General features: G+C 47.1%; 21 protein-coding genes. 14 read left to right on the top strand and 7 right to left on the bottom strand.

All coding sequences use genetic code 11. The annotated features are described in order from the left end of the window. Positions 1-384 precede the first annotated feature (384 nt). The 3 genes from KGF70_RS02495 to KGF70_RS02485 form a co-directional block, all read right to left on the bottom strand. Positions 385-1,281: a peptidylprolyl isomerase PrsA gene (locus tag KGF70_RS02495; RefSeq protein WP_050340036.1), complete on the bottom strand. Its 897-nt coding sequence runs from the start codon at positions 1,279-1,281 to the stop codon at positions 385-387. A gap of 235 nt (positions 1,282-1,516) precedes the next feature. Beyond that, the gene (locus KGF70_RS02490; protein ID WP_216767610.1) at positions 1,517-1,876 is read right to left on the bottom strand and encodes a YtxH domain-containing protein; all 360 of its coding nucleotides are present in this window, start codon (positions 1,874-1,876) and stop codon (positions 1,517-1,519) included. A gap of 15 nt (positions 1,877-1,891) precedes the next feature. Then, positions 1,892-2,344 (bottom strand): HIT family protein, encoded by a 453-nt coding sequence (locus KGF70_RS02485; RefSeq protein ID WP_216767609.1) that lies wholly within the window; start codon positions 2,342-2,344, stop codon positions 1,892-1,894. A gap of 196 nt (positions 2,345-2,540) precedes the next feature. Between KGF70_RS02485 and KGF70_RS02480 the strand changes: the two genes are divergently transcribed. The 10 genes from KGF70_RS02480 to KGF70_RS02435 all read left to right on the top strand — a co-directional run bounded on the left by KGF70_RS02480 (position 2,541) and on the right by KGF70_RS02435 (position 11,358). Continuing rightward, on the top strand, positions 2,541-3,278 hold the full coding sequence (locus tag KGF70_RS02480) for an ABC transporter ATP-binding protein (protein WP_050340038.1): 738 nt from the start codon (positions 2,541-2,543) through the stop codon (positions 3,276-3,278). Continuing rightward, positions 3,271-4,476, top strand: coding sequence for an ABC transporter permease (locus KGF70_RS02475; RefSeq protein WP_216767608.1), 1,206 nt, complete (start codon positions 3,271-3,273; stop codon positions 4,474-4,476). The genes KGF70_RS02480 and KGF70_RS02475 overlap by 8 nt, the downstream gene beginning before the upstream one ends. Positions 4,477-4,612: 136 nt before the next feature. Then, the gene (locus KGF70_RS02470; protein ID WP_050340040.1) at positions 4,613-5,398 is read left to right on the top strand and encodes a phosphotransferase family protein; all 786 of its coding nucleotides are present in this window, start codon (positions 4,613-4,615) and stop codon (positions 5,396-5,398) included. Positions 5,399-5,479: 81 nt separating this feature from the next. Further along, positions 5,480-6,124, top strand: a complete 645-nt coding sequence (gene trmB, locus KGF70_RS02465) for a tRNA (guanosine(46)-N7)-methyltransferase TrmB (protein WP_003638472.1) — start codon at positions 5,480-5,482, stop codon at positions 6,122-6,124. 263 nt (positions 6,125-6,387) lie between these two features. Further along, positions 6,388-7,173: a hypothetical protein gene (locus KGF70_RS02460; RefSeq protein WP_216767607.1), complete on the top strand. Its 786-nt coding sequence runs from the start codon at positions 6,388-6,390 to the stop codon at positions 7,171-7,173. Positions 7,174-7,239: 66 nt separating this feature from the next. Next, entirely contained in the window at positions 7,240-7,656 is a 417-nt protein-coding gene (locus KGF70_RS02455; protein ID WP_216767606.1) for a GHKL domain-containing protein, read from the top strand. Further along, complete coding sequence (locus KGF70_RS02450) at positions 7,646-8,389, top strand: LytTR family DNA-binding domain-containing protein (protein WP_216786394.1); 744 nt, start codon at positions 7,646-7,648, stop codon at positions 8,387-8,389. The genes KGF70_RS02455 and KGF70_RS02450 overlap by 11 nt, the downstream gene beginning before the upstream one ends. Before the next feature lie 13 nt (positions 8,390-8,402). Further along, positions 8,403-9,179: a hypothetical protein gene (locus KGF70_RS02445; RefSeq protein ID WP_216767605.1), complete on the top strand. Its 777-nt coding sequence runs from the start codon at positions 8,403-8,405 to the stop codon at positions 9,177-9,179. 228 nt (positions 9,180-9,407) lie between these two features. Beyond that, a complete protein-coding gene (locus KGF70_RS02440) occupies positions 9,408-9,872 on the top strand; it encodes a PH domain-containing protein (RefSeq protein ID WP_050340044.1) in 465 nt (154 codons plus the stop codon). Then, on the top strand, positions 9,862-11,358 hold the full coding sequence (locus tag KGF70_RS02435) for a PH domain-containing protein (protein ID WP_216767604.1): 1,497 nt from the start codon (positions 9,862-9,864) through the stop codon (positions 11,356-11,358). Before KGF70_RS02440 ends, KGF70_RS02435 begins: the two co-directional genes overlap by 11 nt. 44 nt (positions 11,359-11,402) lie before the next feature. Here the strand turns inward: KGF70_RS02435 and KGF70_RS02430 are convergent, their stop codons facing one another. After that, complete coding sequence (locus KGF70_RS02430; protein WP_003638476.1) at positions 11,403-11,726, bottom strand: PepSY domain-containing protein; 324 nt, start codon at positions 11,724-11,726, stop codon at positions 11,403-11,405. 167 nt (positions 11,727-11,893) lie between these two features. Between KGF70_RS02430 and ytpR the strand changes: the two genes are divergently transcribed. Genes ytpR through murC form a run of 3 tightly spaced genes read left to right on the top strand, consistent with a single transcriptional unit; the run spans position 11,894 to position 17,035 of the window. Then, positions 11,894-12,535 (top strand): YtpR family tRNA-binding protein, encoded by a 642-nt coding sequence (gene ytpR, locus KGF70_RS02425; protein WP_216767603.1) that lies wholly within the window; start codon positions 11,894-11,896, stop codon positions 12,533-12,535. Between the two features lie 33 nt (positions 12,536-12,568). Then, a complete protein-coding gene (locus KGF70_RS02420; protein WP_216786393.1) occupies positions 12,569-15,664 on the top strand; it encodes a DNA translocase FtsK in 3,096 nt (1,031 codons plus the stop codon). Between the two features lie 60 nt (positions 15,665-15,724). Then, on the top strand, positions 15,725-17,035 hold the full coding sequence (murC, locus tag KGF70_RS02415) for a UDP-N-acetylmuramate--L-alanine ligase (RefSeq protein WP_065674675.1): 1,311 nt from the start codon (positions 15,725-15,727) through the stop codon (positions 17,033-17,035). Positions 17,036-17,177: 142 nt separating this feature from the next. Here murC and KGF70_RS02410 read toward each other — a convergent pair whose 3' ends face one another. From KGF70_RS02410 to KGF70_RS02400, 3 genes are all read right to left on the bottom strand, one after another. After that, positions 17,178-17,342, bottom strand: a complete 165-nt coding sequence (locus KGF70_RS02410; protein WP_003638480.1) for a FeoB-associated Cys-rich membrane protein — start codon at positions 17,340-17,342, stop codon at positions 17,178-17,180. A 198-nt stretch (positions 17,343-17,540) separates the two neighbouring features. Continuing rightward, a complete protein-coding gene (gene feoB, locus KGF70_RS02405; RefSeq protein WP_216786392.1) occupies positions 17,541-19,529 on the bottom strand; it encodes a ferrous iron transport protein B in 1,989 nt (662 codons plus the stop codon). Between the two features lies 1 nt (position 19,530). After that, positions 19,531-19,752 (bottom strand): FeoA family protein, encoded by a 222-nt coding sequence (locus tag KGF70_RS02400; RefSeq protein ID WP_003638482.1) that lies wholly within the window; start codon positions 19,750-19,752, stop codon positions 19,531-19,533. A 254-nt stretch (positions 19,753-20,006) separates the two neighbouring features. Here KGF70_RS02400 and sufC point away from each other — a divergent pair, with 254 nt between their 5' ends. Then, on the top strand, positions 20,007-20,804 hold the full coding sequence (gene sufC, locus KGF70_RS02395; RefSeq protein WP_003638483.1) for a Fe-S cluster assembly ATPase SufC: 798 nt from the start codon (positions 20,007-20,009) through the stop codon (positions 20,802-20,804). Positions 20,805-20,807: the final 3 nt, after the last annotated feature.

The following is a 20,807-nucleotide window of genomic DNA, read 5'->3' as shown; positions in this document are numbered from 1 at the left end:
TCCGTTAGCTGACTCAAAAATGCTGGCAAGATAACTTAGCTATTATTTGGAATCAGCCATACAGTTGAATGCCAAGATGACTGTGTACTAAGAGCCATCAACCGGTTCATTAAAGGTTGGATCCACACGTATCCGTCTTTCGAATGCCTGGAAGCTGGTGTAGTCTCACGTCTATTCATCAGTTTATGCTAACTCGCTTTGTTTCCAGCGGTCTCAAGCTGGCTGCTTTTGAACTTAACAATTGGCATGATTTATAATCATCTATTGTGCTAAAGAGTAACTAGCACGACGCATAATCATTGCCAATCAGCTTTTCAATTGAAGTCAGCACACAAAAAAACCACCCGAACCTAAACAGGTCCGGGTGGTTTAATAAGCTAAAAATTAGTTAGAGCTTGATGAAGATGAGGTTGAGAGGTATGACGATAAGATATCCTTCAAATCGCTATCCTTGATTGAAACATTCCCACCCTTAAGCACTTTAGAAACAACGTTTTGTAAGACAGTTGAGTCACTCATGTCGTTGTCCCAAATTTGCTTCTTCAATTCGGCAGTGTGATCAGACATCTTGCCCTTACCAGGGTTCTTGATCATCCGAATGATTTCGTAACCGTTGCTAGTCTTAACAGCAGAAGTGGTGTATTCACCGTTCTTCAGCTTGAATGCGGCGGTCAAGAATTTAGATGAGTAGCTGGTGTTCGTGTTATCGAAGGCAGCTAACTTCCCACCCTTGTTCTTAGTGGTCGTATCAGTTGAATACTTCTTAGCTAACTTCGTGAAGTTGGCTTGGCTAGAATCCTTCTTCAAGGCGTCTAAGACTTTGTCAGCAGTGGCACTCTTAGCAACTAAGATGTGTTGAACAGTCACTTCAGGTTCGTAAGACTTCCATTGTTTCTTCAAAGCCTTGTCAGTGATCTTAACCTTGTCTTTAACGGCTTCCTTCAATAGTAAGTTAGAACGTAATTGTTCCTTGAAGGTCTTGGTCGTCAAACCATTTTGGGTTAAGACTGTTGAGAATGAACTACCGTATTGTGACTTGTAAGTATTGTATTGCTTCGTAACTTGTTTCGTTGAAACTTTGTCGCCGTAGTCCTTTTCAAGCACCTTGTTTAAAATCATTTGTTGTAAGACTTGCTTACCAGAGGAGGTACCCTTCATACTACTATAATATTGGCTTTCGGTAATTTTACCACCGGAAGTTGTTGCAACGGTCTTGCTACCGCAACCAGCCAAGGTGAAGGTTAGTAAGACACCAGCAAGGGCAATGAGCCATTTCTTCATGCTTAAAACACATCCTATTCTTGAAATCGTTCTGCATCAGCAGACTTCACAGACTACTATACCATAACTATGAAAGCTTCTGCAGGCATATGGAAATCTTTACAAAATATTCAGAGATTTCACAGCGTCTTCATAAAGTTTACCTAATGTGTCAGTGAATTTAAACGAAACCAGCTTGTTCGGATACCAAACAAAAGAATCGTGAAACCAGCAATTAGGGTTTCACGATTCAGGTTTAGGACTGCTGATGAGGGTCAGTATCATCGCCAGTCAGTCGGTCTAAAGTCGACTGCAGATGTTCCGCGCGTTTCTTCATAATCGCCACGTGGGGTTCGATTTGAAACTGAAACTTGTCGAGTTCCGTTTGAATATCATCGAACACTTCAGCAGCATGGGCCATTTGAACACTGAGTTCCGATTGGGCATCACTGAATTCTTCACGGGCATCTTGTAAGTTGTCGGCAGCATCTAAGACGTCTTGGACGTAACTTTTGATGTCATGATACACCGCTTTGGGCGTCTTCTGATTGACCAGCATGTAAGCGGCGGCGCTGAGGCCTAAGCCAATTAGACTGTTGCGAATAAATTTTGCCATGGGCGTCCTCCTCGGTTAGTGTGCTAATTCAGATTTGATGGCATTCTGAAGGCGCGTGTAGTCCGTTTCATCATATTTCTTAGCGTTATCCTTGAAAATCATCCGGAAATCATCCTTATCGCTGTACCGTGGAATCAGATGGAAGTGCGAATGGAAGACGGATTGATAAGCGACCGCACCGTTGTTGTTAACGATGTTCATGCCAATGATGTTTTCGTCAGAAGCCTTGATTGCCCGCGCAATTTCAGGAATCCGTGCAAAAACGATGCTAGCCAGGTCACGATCATAGCCTAAGATGTCAGCGACGTGGGTCTTAGGAACGACTAACGTATGGCCGGGCGTCCCTTGAGAGATATCAAGAAAAGCTTTGACCATGTCGTCTTCGTATACCGTGTAGCTTGGAATATCACCTTTGATAATTTTACAAAAGATACAATCGTCATCGAGTTTTGGTTCAAAAGCTGTCATATGATAACCTTCTTTATTTATTAGTTGGGTTCATTATACACTATCGGCGCGACTGCAATCAAAACACGATGGCGTGGTGGGCGAAAATGCTGAATTTTCTTTAAAGACGATTCGTCTGAATGACTCCAGTACGGATTCCAGCCGGAGCTATGCTATAATAGGAACACTTATATCAACACAGAAAGAGGTTAACGTAATGGCATTAGCGGTACAGCACTTAGTTGGTGGGTATTCGCAAATTCCCGTCCTAAAAGATATCAGTTTTGAAGTCGAACCAGGCGAGCTGGTCGGTTTGATTGGATTAAACGGGGCTGGTAAGTCAACAACTATTAACCATATTATTGGTTTGTTAACGCCGATGAAGGGGACCATCAGTCTCAACGGCGTCACGCTTGCCCAAGACCCACAAGCGTATAAGCGGCAGATCGCTTATATCCCTGAAACACCCATCTTATATGAAGAATTAACACTCAAAGAACATTTAGAAATGACGATGTTGGCCTATGGTTTGGACCAGACCAAGGCATGGCAACGCGCAAACGACCTGCTCAAAACTTTCCGGTTAGCGAATAAGTTAGACTGGTTTCCAGCTAACTTTTCTAAGGGGATGAAGCAAAAGGTCATGATTGTCTGCGCCTTCATTACGGACGCCAAGCTGTTCATCATTGACGAACCATTTCTAGGGCTGGACCCCTTAGCCGTTCATGATTTATTAGCGCTGATTGCGGACGTGAAGCAACAGGGTGCGGCAGTTTTGATGTCGACCCACGTCCTGGATACGGCCGAAAAAGCGTGTGATAAGTTTGTCCTGCTACATGCGGGTGAGGTTCAAACGCAGGGGACGTTCGCGGAAATCAAAGCTAATTATCCGGATGCGGGTGAATCATTGAATGACATCTACCTTTCATTGACCGGGGTGACCCGCGATGAGTGAGTTATTTCAAACCCGGTTACAGCAACACTTGCGACGGATGTTGCGCTACTTGCGGCTGGTCTTTAATGACCACTTCGTTATTGCTCTGATGTTTTTTGTCGGTGGTCTTGGGTTGGCCTATTCCAACTGGCTGAAGACGCTCGGACCACAAAGTACTTGGTTAGTGTACGTCTTAGGCCTCATATTATGGGCTGGCTTGGGGCTGAATCACGTGGCGACGCTGCTAGAACCGGCCGACACGGTGTTCCTGTTACCGCGCGAACACGATGTGCATGACTATCTCGTTCGCGCCTGGCGCTACAGTTGGTGGCTGGCCCAACTCGTGCAAGTTGTTTTGGTTGGACTGACCGTACCGCTGTTGATGATTGTCGATCAGATTACCGGTTGGTCGTTATTGGCACTGCTCGTGACACAGCTTGCGCTCAAGGATGCGCAACTAACGTTAAGTGTGACGCGTCTGTACCAAATCCCGCTGAAGTTGCGGCGTTGGCTGCAGCTGGGCAATTGGGCATTGGCGTTAGTCGTGCTTGCACTCGGTCTGCTGATCACGCCATGGCTCAGCCTGGTGCTTGCGCTAGTGGTAGCTCTCGGACAACGTTTGCTACATCAACGACTTTGGCCGACAACCGTGATTGCTTGGCGGGATGATATTAGGGCCGAGGCCAACCGTATGCTGGGGATCTACCGTTTCTTCAATCTATTCACGGATGTGCCAATGGTCCAGGGCAGTGTCAAACGGCGCCGGTATTTAGATTGGTTACTCAAATGGTTACCGCGCGACCAACAGCACGCCTTTGGCTATTTGTATACCCGCGGCATGTTACGTGGCACCGAATTTAGTGGATTGGTCGTTCGCCTGACCGTCATTGGCGCGATACTGTTGTATTTCAGCGGTCATGGCTGGCTGGCAATGGCATTAGACGTGCTCTTTATTTATTTGATTGGGTTCCAATTGTTGCCGTTTTACAAGCAATACGATAATATAGTTTTTACGCACATTTATCCGTTAACGACGAAACAACGCCTGCAAAACTTCCAACGGCTCTTGCGAAACGTCTTGGGACTGACCGGAATTATCTTTTTAGCGGCGTTTTGGATAAGCAACGCACCGTTAGCTCAGGTGGGCATTTTAGCGGTAATCAACGTCATTGAAATCTATCTCTTAGTTACTTGGTATCTGAAAGTTAGATTAGCTTAAAACCTTGGTGTATCAAGGGTTAAAAAGGACTTGACGGATGCGGTTTTCGTCTATAGAATGTGATTGTTAAGTGAAATAATCATGTTAAGTGAAATGATAATGTGACATTAAATAAATTTTGAGAGGAGTGGGGCTGATGGATTTCGAACTTGATGATGGCTGGGACGTTTATCCGATATATGGGAATACGAATAAGGCTTTCATGGGCAAAAAAAATCACCAACGATTGTTCTTAAAACGAAACGCCTCGCCGTTCCTAGCGGCGCTGTCGATGGAAGAAATTACCCCGCGATTGATCTGGACGAAACGAATCTCAAGTGGGGATACGTTGACGGCCCAAGAGTGGCTAAACGGTCAAACTTTAACGAAGCAACAAATGCGGCTGCCTGATGTGGCGCATTTATTGGCACGTGTGCACAATTCCGAGTTGCTTCACCGGATGTTAAGAAAAGTCGGTGGTCAGAGCGTTCGACCACAAGATTTTATTCAACAATACTTACAAGATTTACCTGATGATTTGAGACATCACCCGCTGATGGCACGGGTCCTAGAAGAATTAAAAGGGACTTTGCCAAGCCTACCCGTTGCAAAATATCGGGTCTGTCATGGGGACCTCAACCATAAGAATTGGTTGTTATCTGATCGCCAGCAGCTCTATTTAGTTGACTGGGATTCCGCACGTTTTGCCGATCCAGCATCAGATATTAGTCTCTTGTTGTGCGAATATATTCCACTCAAGGACTGGCAACAATGGTTTAGTGCTTACGGCGAGACGATGACCACCGCACTACGAACACGGGTCGTGTGGTATGCCAAGATTAATTTGTTGTTGAATATCAAGGACAATTATTATCGGAACCAGTATCATCAGATGAACCATGAAATCATCTTTTTAGAAGAACTATCGCAGTACGAAGTATAATGACAAGTTACCGATAGCCGCGAGTCCCAGTCGGAATTCGCGGCTATTTTACTGAATTAAGCTTAAGAAGGAGTCAACGTTATGCGTGTCAGAAACAAACCATGGGCGCCCAAATTGATTGCGGCCCATCCCGAACTAATTACTGAGGACCCGACGCAATTGAAAGGTCAGTGGCAGAGTCGCTTTGCCAAGCAGCAACCGTTACAGATTGAAGTGGGGAGCGGCAAAGGTCAATTTATTATTGAAATGGCCAAACGCCACCCAGAAATTAATTACGTGGCCATTGAAATTCAAACTTCGGTGATCGCCATTATTTTGAAGAAGTTGGTTGAAGAACCCTTACCAAATCTGCAGTTGGCGCACGCTGATGGCCAAGCAGTGACGGCATTTTTTGAACCCCATGAAGTCGACCGCCTGTACTTGAACTTTTCTGATCCATGGCCGAAGTCGCGTCATGAAAAACGGCGCTTGACCTACAAGTCGTTTCTGGCTGGCTATCGAGAAGTGCTGAAGCCCAATGGCCAGATCGAGTTTAAGACCGACAACCGGGGCCTGTTTGAGTTCTCATTAACGAGTATGAACAACTTCGGCATGCAGTTTGAACAAGTCTGGCTGGACTTGCACGCGGTCGCAACGCCTGAGGACAACGTCGAAACAGAATACGAACAAAAATTCAGCCAATTTGGCCCAATTTATAAGATTATTGCCACATTCCCGGCCAAGTAAGGGGACAATTGCAGCGATGCTCAGTAGAGATCGCTGTTTTTTTGTCGATTCGCGGACTGGCCGAAACTAGGCTAGTGCCATTATGTTGATGAGCTGATGGTGCGCTTGCAACTAAACTTGGCCATGATTGTTCCTGTTCTTCAAAAATGAGTCGATAATGATTAAAAACGATGGTTTTATGATAAAAATAGTGATTGCCGGCTGGAATTGATAAGATAGGTGTAAGCAAGTGCAAGAGATGACGACAGAATGGAGGCGTACAGATGATACAGTTGGAAATTATTATTGAGGGGCTCTTGTTAGGCGCTTTTGCCAAAATCGTGACGCAGCGGTATCGATTCGATTGGTGGGACGGTGGATTCATTGTATGGGCGGTCATCACCGCATTCGTGTGGCCGAATACGGCAATTATGTTATTGGTACCGGGTGTGATGATTTTAATCGGCGGGCCAGACCAAGAGGTGATTGACATCAAGGCGACGGTAGTCCTGAGTTTTGAGTGTACCCTCATCCTGTTGATTGTGAGTCACTTTGCGGCACTGTTCGCTAAGATGATTGGCCAGACTAGTTGGCAGCTCGGGTTGACGATGATACTTGGAATTGCGGTCGGTGGGTTGTTAGCACTGATTTATCGACCGCAAAAGACCGGTCCGGGGCTACAACAGTTTAAGCTTACTGAGGCTGTGTTAGCCGTCGTCACCTTACTGATCGTCTATGAATATCTTAATTTTACCGGTCGTAATTATCCGAAAAGTCCGGGTGTGTTGTTCGACTTAGTCTTCTTTACGACCGTGAGCCTGATTGTGATCTGGTTACAATGGGAACATCACCAAATGCAGCTTAAAACGGCGACTTTGACGCACCAGCAGGAATTATTGGTCAGCAATGGCCGTTATACGGATGAAGTGGAAGCCCATTATGATCAGCTACGACGCTTCCGGCACGATTATCAGAATATGTTGTTGTCGCTTGATGAATACCTGGCTACTGATGATATTGATGGTTTGAAAAAATATTATTACCAAGCTTTGCGTCCCGTCAATTCGTGACTCACTTCGGAAAAATACGCGTTAGAAGATCTGGGCCGGTTACAAGTAAAAGAAATTAAGAGTCTGGTGTTTAATAAACTCAGCGCTGCCCAAGAAACGGGGACCAAGACGCGTTTCGAATGTCGAGAAACCGCCCCGACTGTTGGCGCAGATCCGGTCAGCCTCGTCATCGCGCTGGGAATTGTGCTGGATAATGCCGTCACGGCAACCGCCCACCAGCCTGATTCGGTTATTGAAATGGCCATCATGACTGATGATTACGGCTTAGTATTTGCGGTGCGGAATACCATTCACACGGAATTACCGCCGTTATGGCAATTAAAACGCAAGAATTTCTCAACGAACGGTCCCGGTCGCGGACTCGGGCTAACCAATTTGCAGGCTATCATCGACCAACACGCCGCTTACATGTTGGACACCGCGGTAACGGCACACCACTTTACCCAGAGAATCACAGTCAAACTGGGTGATCATGATGATTGATGTTTATATTTGTGAGGATGACGTCAAACAACTTGAACAGATTCAAACGATCGTGCGCCGCTACCTGATGATTGAAAAACTTGATATGCGGATTGCCATGGCAACGGCCGACCCCCAAGCGATATTAGCAGAGGCCGACAACCAGCATCAACGGTTGTATTTATTGGATATTGAACTCGGCACCCCGATGAATGGGATTGAGTTGGCGCAAAAATTACGCCAGGTCGATGTGAATTGTAAAATCGTCTTTATTACGACGCATGCTGAAATGCTGACCTTGACGTTTAAGTATCAGTTAGAAGTGTTGGATTTCATTATTAAAGACGAGCCAGAAGCGCTACAAGCCCGTCTGATTCAAATTTTAAATTTAGCGCAAACCAGACTAACGTCGTCTCAGCACCACCAAGCGGCGTACGTCCAGTTTAAAGTTGGGGAACAAGTGCGGTCGGTGCGTGCTGATGAGGTCTTGTTCATCGAAAGTGCTCAGGTTCCGCATAAGTTAATCGTTCATATGGCGAATGCACGATTTGAGTACTATGGCACGATTAAGCAGGCAGCGACACTCAATAAAAATTTTTATCGTTGTCATAAATCAATCGTCGTCAATCAGACCTGTATCACTGTGATCAATAAACGGTTGCATCAGCTGACGGTCAGTAATGGTGAAACCATTGATTGTTCGGTTGCTGCCAGCCGCGCACTAGCAAAATTAGTGCGTGTCTCGAAGATGTAAGGAGGAGATTCATTTGTTTAACATAATAACAGGCACGCGTCGTCGTGATTATCGGATGATTGCCATGGTCGCACTGATTTGGTTGTTGCCACAAATCGACCTCGCAATCTCAGCTTATGAAGAATTCAGCAATTATATGGGTGCCAAGTGGTTACTGACGCCAGCACTCGCAACGATGCTCGGAATGGGTGGTCATGGTGCCATCAGTTTACCGGTCCTTTATTTGGGCTTACCAATCATTATTTTGATGTTAGTGGCTGACCGACCAATTAGGACCAAAGCGGCCTGGAAAGCCTCAGCGGGAGGCACCAAGTTGGGCGACCAAGCCATGCGAGTCCGCGATGCAGTGCTGGTGTCAGTGGTCAACTTTGGCGGCTCTTTGGGATTGAATCTAATCCTGGCAATGATCGTTTTTCACAACGGCCGGTCATTTCAGGGCCTGTCCGTGAATGCTGCAAATGGTATTTTTGCTAAGTGGGAGTTGACGCATTCAATTACCGCTGTCCTCATTCGAATCATCTTATTCTTAGCAGTGATTGCCTTCATCACTAGTGTGGCAGTTATTTTAAGCCTAACGATTCAGAATTATGCCATTGTTTACGCACTGACCTTTATCTTATGGATGTTCATGATTCAAATTGGCATTGACCGGGTGCTTCAGCCCTTCACTGAGTACAGTTTGATTACCGGACTGCCAGTGGTTGGGGGGATGTTACTGGCCGGTGGCGTGTTGATTGGCCTTGGGCTAGGCTATCAGCAGTTACAACAGCGGCGGAGAACCAATTATTGACAGGTTATGCTGGTTAGCATTTTGCATTAAGGATGAGTTGAAAACATGTCATTTTTCGAGCCAATAGCACTCATTGCTGAAGGCTGAATGAGGAGGCGCACTGGCTGACGAGTAGTGAGTCAACCAATTGGCACGTTTTTAATCATGATTCAGATCAAATCAACCGCTCCTCGACGGTCGTGCTCAGGTATGCGATACTTGATTTAAGACTAACTTGGAGGGAATCGCATGACAGAACAGTTGCCAAAAGAAATCAAACACGTTTGGGTCGCGAGTATCGTGCTGAGTGGGGGTATCGGGTTGCTGCTGGCAATCGGTGTTTGGTTCGGCCATCTTTGGTGGCATTGGTGGTGGTGGCTAGCAGTAGTCGTTGGCGGTTTAACGATTCTAGATATTATGGTTGAACTTGCAATGGTGCCATATCGGTATGCTTTTTGGCGCTATCAGATTACAACGGATGCCGTGTATTTGCATCATGGTGTGATAATGAAAAGAGTTATTGCGATTCCAATCAGGCGTATTCAAAACGTGACGCTTGAAGCCGGTCCGCTACTGCAGTGGCAACACCTTCAGAAGGTAGTCGTGGCGACTTCTGCTGACAGTTATGAAATTGATGGTGTGGTACCGGAAGTGGCTAATCGATTGCGTGACCGAATCATGCAGCTTGCACGGGAGGCCCGCGATGAAGCCTAATCACTTGTCACCGCTCGCGTTACTACAGTTTAGCTGGCAAGCCATTCAAGTCGCATTTTATCTGGATGTGGGTATCGCCTTTTTAACAATGAAATGGCTAAAATTGTGGGAGCGCTATTCAACGCTAATCGTTAGCCTAATGGGGGTGATTGCTGGTGGCGCATTACTGCTGGCGGCGATTCGTTACTGGCGTTTTACTTATCTATTGACGGATGGCGGTCTTACAATCAATAAGGGCCTTGTTAATCGTCAAGTTCAGCATATCCCTTATCGTCAGATTCAAACGATTCAGCGGCAACAGTCGTGGTTTTTGCAACCTTGGCATCTAGAACAACTGACTATTGATACCGCAGAAAAGGTGAGTGAAGATGACCTCATTCAGTTGCCACTAGTCCGGCAAACGGTCGGGGATGAGTTAATTGCTCATCAGCGTCAAAGTCAAGACGCAACTGCATCCAAGCATAGTGACCAATCGGTACAATCAGAGCCGGCTACACAACGTTTACGGGTCAGCTGGCATGATTTAAACGTGTACGCCCTCAGCTCGGTGAACATCGTTCTAATCATGGGTGTGGTGGCCTGGTTCGGTCAGCAGGTCTTTGATGTTGGTCGTGGTGGTGTTTGGCGACGGATGACCAGTCTAGTGGGTCAGTGGTCGGTTTGGCAAATCAGCATGGTAGTGGGCGTTGTCATGCTTGTCAGTTACGCGTGTGCCTATGCTCAAATCATGGCACAATATTATCATTTTACGATTGAAAGACGTGCCACGGTGGTGACCGTGACGCGGGGCTGGTTGCAACGACGAGAAGCAAGCGTTGCACTATCACGTATCCAAGCTGTCAAATTGCAGCAGAATTGGTTGCGACAGTGGCTATATCTGACCACCGTCCAAGTGGTGACGGCTAGTCAGGTCGGGGATACTGAAGACAATAACGAATTGAAGTTGTTGCCAGTCGTGCCCCAATCACAAGCATTAACAACAGTCAGTCGCTTTATTGACTGGGTACCAACCATGATTACTAATTTAACGTCGCTCGATCGACGAGCACGTTGGGCCGTGATTCGCAATTGCCTGCTGTTATGGAGTAGTTTATTGTTGGTCGTTGGCCTGATTGTTCTAAAAATTGGCCGGCAATCCCTCAGTTGGTTGCTCATCAGTCTACCGATATGGGTCGCCGTTGCGGTGTTGCAGGGCAGCTATGCCAGTCACTGGCGGGGTGCAGCAATCAGTTCAGACGCGATTTTGATTTTAAAAACGAGTCACTTTTTCACTCGGCAACAGTGGGTACTACCGCGTAGTCAAGTTCAGGCACTAATAATTAAGCAAAGCTGGTGGATGCGTGCCAGTCATAGTGCACATCTGCAGGTTTCAATTCGCGATGGCCGCCATGAGCGAACAATTACGGTGCGTTATTTGCCGACGACGATGGTGCGTCAGATTCAAGCATGGTATGTGCCCAATGATAAAGCATTAAATGTAAACTAAAAAACTTTCGCACTTTTCATCATGAAGTGCGAAAGTTTTTTGATTTAAAGTCGGTAAATATCTAAAATACTGCCCGTATTGGCGTCCGCTAAAAATTCGTACTGTACCAGCTGGCCGTCTTCATAACGGGTAATGCCGCCATAGTAGACATCCGTGCGCAAGGCAAATTTTTGTAGTGGCGATTTTTTCATTTCGATCCATGAGCCTTCAATCGGTGCTTCTTTAAGAAAAGCACGTTTCACTTGTCCGAGGATTTGGTTAGGGGTGGGACGGCGCAACCGCTTGAACAGGCCGCCAACGGAAAAGCCCCCGGCGATACCAGCCATCCCAACCGCTAACAGGCCGCCATACTGTAATTGTTTATTCATGATGCTGCGTCTCCTTTCAGCTAACTTGACTAGGAAATGTTTCTTTAAATTTAGTATACCAATGATTGACGAGAATACAAAGAAAAGTCATAATTAATCAGTATGATTTAAGTAAAATACGCTATAATAATATTTGAACGCTAAAAATGAGAGTAAAGGGGTTTCACATGTTAATTACAAGTTATAATCCATCCGAATTAGGTGACACGTTAATCACTATCTTACGACCAGATACGGCCACCCAGACGATTGAAACACATGCCAACGTCACGCGTATTAGTGACGCTGACAGTGGCGAAACCTTGGGCTATAATTTTTTTGACGTTTCCAAGACGCTTGGGTCTTTGGATGTCAATGGTCAAGTTCACTTAACTGCCGAACAAGTTGATCAATTAAATAATTTATTACAAACGAACGATTTTGAGCCTGAATTAGTCTTAGATACAGATCCTAAATTTGTGGTCGGCTACGTCCAATCTGCCGAAGCCCATCCCAAATCTGATCATTTAAAAATTACGAAGACCGACGTTGGTGCTGATGAACCACTCCAAATTGTCAGTGGGTCACCTAACATGCAGGCGGATATTTTAGTTGTGGTTGCCAAAGTCGGTGCCATGATGCCAAACGGTTTGATTATTTGGCCCGGTGAATTGCGGGGCGTTAAGAGTAACGGCATGATCGTCTCTGGACGTGAATTACAACTGCCAAACGTGCCACAACGTCCCGGCGCGTTAATTTTGCCAGCAGACTATCAACCAGTCGGCGCAGCCTTTGATTTCGACCGCGCCCAAACGTTATTTACTGCTTAGACTTGCAGACATTAAAAATTAGGATGATTGAAAATGAACCATTATGATGGCCCGGCATTTTTCCGGAAATATCGATATAATCAACGACAAATGAATAATTCAGCGGCCAGTCAATCAACTCCAACAGCAGTGTCGGCTAGTTCTCAAGCGGCCTCTAGCGCTGCCAGTGCCGTTGAAACGCCTGCCCGCGCGGCGAGTCCTGTCCGTTCAAGCAGTGCTGGTGCGGATACCACAACGCTGTTCAATGGCGGCACCCATGGCGATTTCCATCCATCACGGGTCCCCGCACAGTTGACCAGTGCGTTAACTAATGGGGGCATTATTCAGGATAACGATGATCGTAATTACTTAGAAATTCAAGCCAGCTTGCACAAACGGCCTGAATCGTTTCTATTGTTTGCAGACGAGACGACGGCCGATTTGCCACTAGTCGACTTACAAGCGCCACAGACGAGTGCGTCATCGTTCAGCCAAACGCCATTAAGTCAGGCATCATCAAACAAGGCGGACAGCGCTATGTCTAATGAGCCAACTCGTCAGTCGATGGCTGCTACTTCGGCAAACGCGTCTGAGGCCACCGCAACTGCTGAACAGTCTGCAGCTGCATCGCAGGCAACGGTTGCAACTGCGAGCGTAGCGCCAACTGAGGTGTTTGAACCGAGTGATCCTGAGTTAGCGGCCTCAGCAGCGGCGATTAATCAGTCACGTGCAGCTGAATCTCAAGTCGCACGGCCAACGGAAATCTTCGAACCGAGTGATCCTGAATTAGCAGCTTCAGCAGCGGCCGTTAATCAGTCGCATGTCGCTGAGCCTCAAGTCGCACGGCCAACGGAAGTCTTCGAGCCGAGTGCCCCTGAGTTAGCAGCCTCGGCAGCGGCGCTCAATCAGCCACATGTCACTGAGCCTCAAGCCGCACGGCCGACAGAAGTGTTTGAACCGAGTGATCCTGAACTAGCGGCGTCAGCAGCCCAAGTTAATGCCCAATCAGCTGATTCGACAACGGATGCGGCAAGCGAAAGTGCGGCGGCTAAACCCGCCCATGGCTTAGGACTGTCCCTCGGCGATATTATGACCGCGGAGCACGATGCACAGGCGGATTTGGCATTGTTTAAGGACCAGCCGGCAACAACTTCAGAAGCAGCGGCACCGGTATCTTCAGCTGCCAAAACTTCAGACGCAAATCGCCTCGTGTCAGCTGCCGCAGATTCTGCAACACAGGAGTCTGAAGTGACTGATCAACATTCGTCAGAAGTAACAGAATATTCAGAAGTACCAGTTGGTTCCGAAGCGTCCGATGAATCGGATGATTTTAATGGACAAGCGCAATCGACATCAAATACAGAAGCCGGTTCACAATCGACAGATTCCATCACGCACAATAACGGGAGTGGGGGAGCGTCAACAGCTCCTCGTTCGCAGGCGCCACAACCCGATGAGCTGTATCAGCCAGTCGGTATGCGGCCCGCATCGAGTACGGCCGTGACGCCAGTTTCAACAACCGCATCCGCGACGACTTCCGCAACGTCTGTTCATCAAAGTCACGCTGACGCCACGACGGGAAATCGGCCAGCACCGTCAACCGCGGCAACTTCTGCGGTAACGGCACCGACGCCACATGCCACTGTTGAACAGACTTCTGATGAAGACCAGCCGGAATTAGTGCAAAGTGGTGAATCGGCAGCGCCAGTGTTGGAAGATAAAGAGCTGGCGGCGTACCATTTGCCACCATTGAACCTGTTGAAGGCGCCAATCGTGCCGAATGAATCTGAAATGGATGATTGGATCGAACAAAAAGCCAGTGCTTTAGATGAATCGCTGGATGCGTTTGGCGTCAATGCCAACGTGGTCGACTGGACGATTGGTCCGACCGTGACACAGTTTCAGGTCAAGCTCGCCCGCGGTGTCAAAGTCAGCAAGATTACTAACTTAAATGATGATTTGAAGTTGGCCTTAGCGGCGAAGGACATCCGAATCGAAGCGCCAATTCCTGGCCGTAACACGGTTGGCATTGAAATTCCAAACATGAAGTCACGGCCAGTCATGCTGTCAGAGGTACTGGATACGGATAAGTTCCGGCAGTCTAAATCCCCATTGACAGTCGCACTCGGTGTTGATTTATTCGGCAAACCACAAGTGACCGATTTACGTAAGATGCCGCATGGGTTGATTGCGGGGGCTACGGGTTCCGGTAAATCAGTCTTCATCAACAGTATTTTAGTTTCGATTTTGTACAAGGCCAACCCGCAACAGGTCAAGCTATTGTTAATTGACCCGAAAGCCGTGGAATTGGCACCGTACAATGAAATCCCGCACTTACTAGCACCAGTTATCTCAGAACCGAAGGCCGCTTCGGCCGCTCTTAAATGGGTCGTCGATGAAATGGATAATCGGTATGATAAGCTGGCAGCGGGTGGGGCGCGCAATATTGAGCAGTTTAATCAGCTGGCCGAAGAACATCATGAACCTGGCTTGAAAATGCCGTACATCGTGATCGTCATCGACGAATTAGCAGACTTGATGATGGTCGCGTCGAGTGAAGTGCAAGATTACATTGCGCGAATCACGCAGAAGGCCCGGGCAGCCGGGATTCATTTGCTGGTTGCCACCCAACGGCCGAGTGTCGACGTGGTGACTGGGTTGATCAAGAACAACATTCCGACCCGGGTCGCCTTCATGGTTGCGAGTCAAATTGACTCGCGGACGATTCTGGATAGTAGTGGCGCTGAACGCTTGCTTGGCCGTGGGGACATGCTGTACCTCGGTAATGGTCAAAGTAACGCCGTTCGCTTGCAAGGAACCTTCGTGGATAGCGAAATTGATTCGATTACTCAGTTTGTTCGCGACCAAGCCGCGCCACACTACGAGTTTCAGCCGGATAGTTTGTTGAAACACGAGGAGGCGGCTCGTAATGAGGACGACTTGATGCCAGAAGCCTTGGCCTATATTGCCAATGAAGACACGATGTCGACGTCCAAGTTGCAACGGAACTTCTCAATCGGCTACAACCGCGCGGCAAACATTATCGATGATTTGGAGAACCGCGGCTACGTTTCAGCGGCCAAAGGATCCAAACCACGTGATGTCTACTTTACTGCGGATGATTTAACTAGATTACAAGCCAATTCATAATTAAAAATAAACGATTCACCGGATGATTGATGAATTGTGAATATGGGAGATTATTTCATAATGGATAAAACGACGGTTTACTATTTTGTTGGGATCAAGGGTTCTGGGATGAGCTCGTTAGCGTTAATTTTGCACGATAAGGGTTATCAAGTGGAAGGCTCTGATATCGAGCAATATACGTTTACCCAAAAGGGCTTAGCCGCAGCCGGTATCAAAATGTTGCCATTCTCAGAGGAAAATATTCATGAAGGTTTGACGGTGATTGCTGGGAATTCCTTTACGGATGACCATCCTGAAATCAAGAAGGCCCGGGAGATGGGCTTACCAGTCTACCGTTATCACGAATTCTTGGGTAAATTGATGGAAGGCTTCACGAGTATTGGGGTTGCCGGCACACACGGTAAGACCTCAACGACTGGCTTGCTTTCACACGTTTTGAGTCACATTGCACCAACGAGTTACTTGATTGGTGATGGGACGGGTAAAGGCACGCCGGATGCCCGCTTCTTCGTCTTTGAAGCGGATGAATATCGCCGGCACTTTGTGGCTTACCATCCCGATTATGCGATTATGACCAACGTCGATTTTGACCATCCAGACTATTACAAGGATTTGGCCGACGTTCAATCTGCCTTCCAACAATTTGGTAATCAAGTTAAGAAGGGTATTTTTGCCTGGGGTGACGATGAAAGCCTGCGTAATTTGAACGTTGATACACCAATTTACTATTACGGGACTAGTGATCGTGATGATTTCCAGGCCGTCAATATTCAACGGACGACGAAGGGGTCTTCATTTGAAGTCAAGTACCATGACGAATCATTGGGTGAGTTCGAAATTCCATTGTTCGGTGAACATAATGTTCTGAATAGTACGGCCGTCATTGCGGTGGCGTACTTTGAAAAGGTCAACTTAGACGAAATCCGACGTGAATTGTTGGACTTCAGTGGGGTTAAACGGCGCTTCTCTGAACATGAAGTCGGCGATATGGTCATGATTGACGACTATGCGCATCATCCATCTGAAATCAAAGCGACGCTGGATGCCGCACGCCAAAAGTACCCGGATAAGGAAATTTTGGCCGTGTTCCAACCACATACGTTCTCACGGACTAAGGCTTTGATGGACGGGTTCGCCAAGAGCTTAAGTATGGCTGACCACGTCTTCTTAACGAATATTTTCAGTTCAGCCCGTGAAAAATCTGGCGATGTGTCATCGAAGGATTTAGCTGCCAAGTTGCCAAATGGCGGTGAGATCATTACGACTGATGATATGTCTGCATTGACGGCTTACCATAATGCTGTTGCAGTCTTTATGGGTGCCGGTGACATTCAGAAGTATGAAAAGATTTATGAAGATCAAATGAAATAGAGATAATTTAAAGCGCTCCGCTCTTTTGCGGGGCGCTTTTCTTCATGCGACGAGACTAAAAAGTCGCCACCAACATTCAAACGATGTCGATGGCGACTTTTTTGGTGCTGTTTAAATCTAGCGGCTGGCTGGCGCAACAACATTAACCATGCTGTTTCTGCGCCTTATTGAGCATTTTCTTGGCTTCACAGTCATAATCACATGCCGCACATTTGCCTTTCTTAGCCCGCTTGACGACCCGGACGATTTGATAGCCGGCTGCGCCAATAATCAGTGCAATAATCAAAATATTAATTAATAATGCCATTTGAATCAGACTCCTTTGAGATTTGGTTGGTAAGTGTGGTCATCATAAATACTAAGTTAAGTGGGTTGTGTTGGCTAATTTGTCATCAGTTACAAGTGGAGCAGGTCGTTTCTAAAGTTCGATGGTAGCCGGCACCGAGAGTCGAATCAGGGAGCGCATCAGTTGGCCATCAGTCAACCTACCCAGTCATCCATAACGTTAAATAAACAAACTGCCGACTTGATAAATAATGAAGGCTAAGCCATACGCAATTGCGAGACTGGAGAATACCGAGTAGACGGCCCATTTTGTGGAACCAGTCTCGGACTTGATCGTCCCAATCGTGGCAAAGCAGGGCACGTACAGTAGGATAAAGACCAGCATCGCGTAAGCGGATAGTGGGGTGAAAAAGCGCCCCATCATCGCAATCAACCTAGCTTGATTGGCACTGTGGAACATTACCATCATGCTGGAACTGATGACTTCTTTGGCGAGAATCCCGGTGAATAGTGCGGAGATCACTTGCCAGGCAGTGACGCCAAGTGGTGCGAACAGCGGCAGCAAGGTTTTACCAAGTGTGGCTGCAAAGCTGCGGTCGATATCGTTGACTAAGCCGCTGGTCCCAAATGAAGAGAGCAACCAAATCAAGACGGTCCCTGTAAAAATAATAGTCCCGGCTTTTTTGATGAAGCCCTTGCCCTTATCCCAGGTGCCACGCCAGATGATGTCGGCGCGTGGAATGTGGTACTGCGGAAGTTCAACGATGAAGACTGAACTATCGTCGACGTTGAAAATGACTTGGTAGAATTTCGCCATCGCGAGTGCCACCGCGATACCGAGAAAGTAAATCGATAAGACGATCAGCGCTTGGTTACTCGGGAAGAACGCGGCGACGAACAGACTATAAATCGGGAGACGGGCTGAACAGCTCATAAACGGTGAAATCAACGTGGTGATCAACCGTTCCTTGGGCTGTTCAATCGTCCGCGCTGCCATGATTCCGGTCACGTTGCAGCCAAAGCCAATGATCAGTGGGATAAAAGCCTTCCCGTTTAACCCAATCATCTGCATCAAACGGTCGGTGACTAGTGCGGCCCGCGCCATGTAGCCAGAATCTTCCAAAATCGAGATACATGCGAATAAAACGAAAATTTGTGGAATGAAGACTAAGACACCACCAACGCCGCCAATCAGTCCGTTGACGATGAGTGACCGTAAAATCGGTATCGCACCGGCAATCGTTAACCAATGGCTGACCGTCGTCGATAACGGCCCCGAAACGAAGCCATCCAGTAAATCTGACAGTGGCGTGCCAATCCAATCGAATGAGAGCTTGAACATCAAGTAGAAGATACCGACAAAGACGGGCAGTCCGAGTAACGGATGAGTGATCCACTTGTCGATTTTGGCCGTCATTTCAACGTGACTGGTGCTGGCGAGATTCTGACTGGCGCTCGCTAACGTCTGCTCGATAAAAGTCAGCCGGGTTTGAAAAATCTGGTCGTCAAATTGCTGTGCATCGTAATAAGCGGCCTGACTCAGGAGTGGTTTTAAATCCAACTGCTTGGCGTATGTGCGAATCCGTTTGTTTTGATTAATGAATTGAATCGTGAGCCACCGCGCAAAGTCGGGGGTGCAGTCGTAATCATTCACGAGTTGATTGCTGGCCTGACGAATCGCCTGTTCGATCATGAACGGATAGTTGAGCTTGAGCGGACTCGCGGCGGGCGTGGGTGCTGCTAATAATTCTTCACGTAGCTGGGTTAACCCTTCCTTATTACGTGCGTTGGTCGCTTTGATCTGACAACCTAATTGTTGTGCAAGCGTCTTAAAATCATAGTAGTGGCCGGTGCGCTTCAAATCGTCAATCATGTTGAGTGCGATGATCACCGGGGCACCGAATTCTAGGACTTCAATTGATAGTAGCAAGTTTCGTTTGAGCTGACTGGCGTTAGTGACATTTAAAATCAGGTCAGGGTGATTGTGCAGTAAGTAGTTCGTCACCACGGCCTCGTCTTTGGTGATCGGATTCAGCGAGTAAACGCCGGGTAGGTCGACGACTTCCACTTCAGAATGACGAATGCGACCCATTTTCTTCTCAACCGTGACGCCCGTCCAGTTGCCGACGTACGCGTACTTGTCCGTCAATTCGTTGAACAGCGTGGTCTTGCCAGTATTCGGATTTCCTAATAGTGCGACGGTTGTCATGTCACTTGCCTCCAATTAACGTCTGGAACACCGTATAGCGAATGCCGATACGTTGCTGGTCGATTTGAATAATCACTGGGCCGTGAAACGGGTAGTAGCGGACTGGCACGAGTTGGCTGCCAACGTGTAGTCCTAAACTGTGCAAACGTTGGACGGTTTGCTCATCCAAACCTGTGAATTGTTGAATATGTAACTGCGAGCTTGTGACTGATTGACTTAGCATGTGACTCAGTCCTTTCTGAATATTCCTATCGTGAATAATTCGTCAAAAATATTATACCTACATGATAGCATGAAAGGGCTTTTAATAATATGGGGAAAAGCCTTATTTTCTTTTGAAATGAAAACGGTTATACTTTAGGTATAGAATACAGAAAGCCCGATTTTTCGGTATTTTTGTTGAAGCTGTTAACGATTCGTTATATACGAAAGGAATAACGGCTAGCGTTATAAATTGAATTGTGGAGGATGATTTACATGGCAACCTTGGAAGTTAAAGATTTACACGTTGAAGTGACGGATGATGAGCAACAGAAGTCTCGTGAAATTCTAAAAGGCGTTAATTTATCGATGAAGACCGGTGAAATTCACGCGATTATGGGCCCAAATGGGACGGGTAAGTCCACTTTATCACAAACTATTATGGGACAACCAGCTTACCATGTGACGCAGGGGGACATCCTATTAAATGGTGAAAGTATCGTCAACATGCCAGTCGATGAACGGGCACGTAAAGGCCTCTTCTTGGGCATGCAGTATCCAGCTGAAATCCAAGGGGTCACGAACGCCGAATTTTTACGGGCAGCGATGAACGCGCGGCGAGCTGAAGACGATCAAATTTCGGTCATGGCCTTCTTAAAAGAGTTAGATAAGAATTTGGCCTTACTAAATATGAGTGAATCGATGACGGAACGGTATCTGAACGAAGGCTTCTCCGGTGGTGAAAAGAAACGGAACGAAATTTTGCAATTATTGATGATCAAGCCATCCTTCGCTTTACTTGATGAAATCGACTCTGGACTCGATATCGATGCCCTCCAAGTGGTTTCAAAAGGGGTGAACTCAATGCGCGGCGATGATTTTGGTTCATTGATTATTACCCACTATCAACGACTACTGAACTACATCGTGCCAGACGTTGTTCACGTTATGATGGGTGGCCGGATCGTGAAGACCGGTGGCGCTGACTTAGCCAAGACGCTTGAAAAAGAAGGTTACGCTGGATTACGTGATGATTTGAACTTGGACGTCAAGCTTGTTGATGACGAAGACTAGGGG

The organism is Lactiplantibacillus sp. 7.2.4 (genome assembly GCF_018991185.1).
In the GTDB taxonomy this organism is placed as follows: domain Bacteria; phylum Bacillota; class Bacilli; order Lactobacillales; family Lactobacillaceae; genus Lactiplantibacillus; species Lactiplantibacillus pentosus.
Note: the sequence above shows the minus strand (reverse complement) of the source record. Positions and strands in the feature narration are given on the sequence as shown.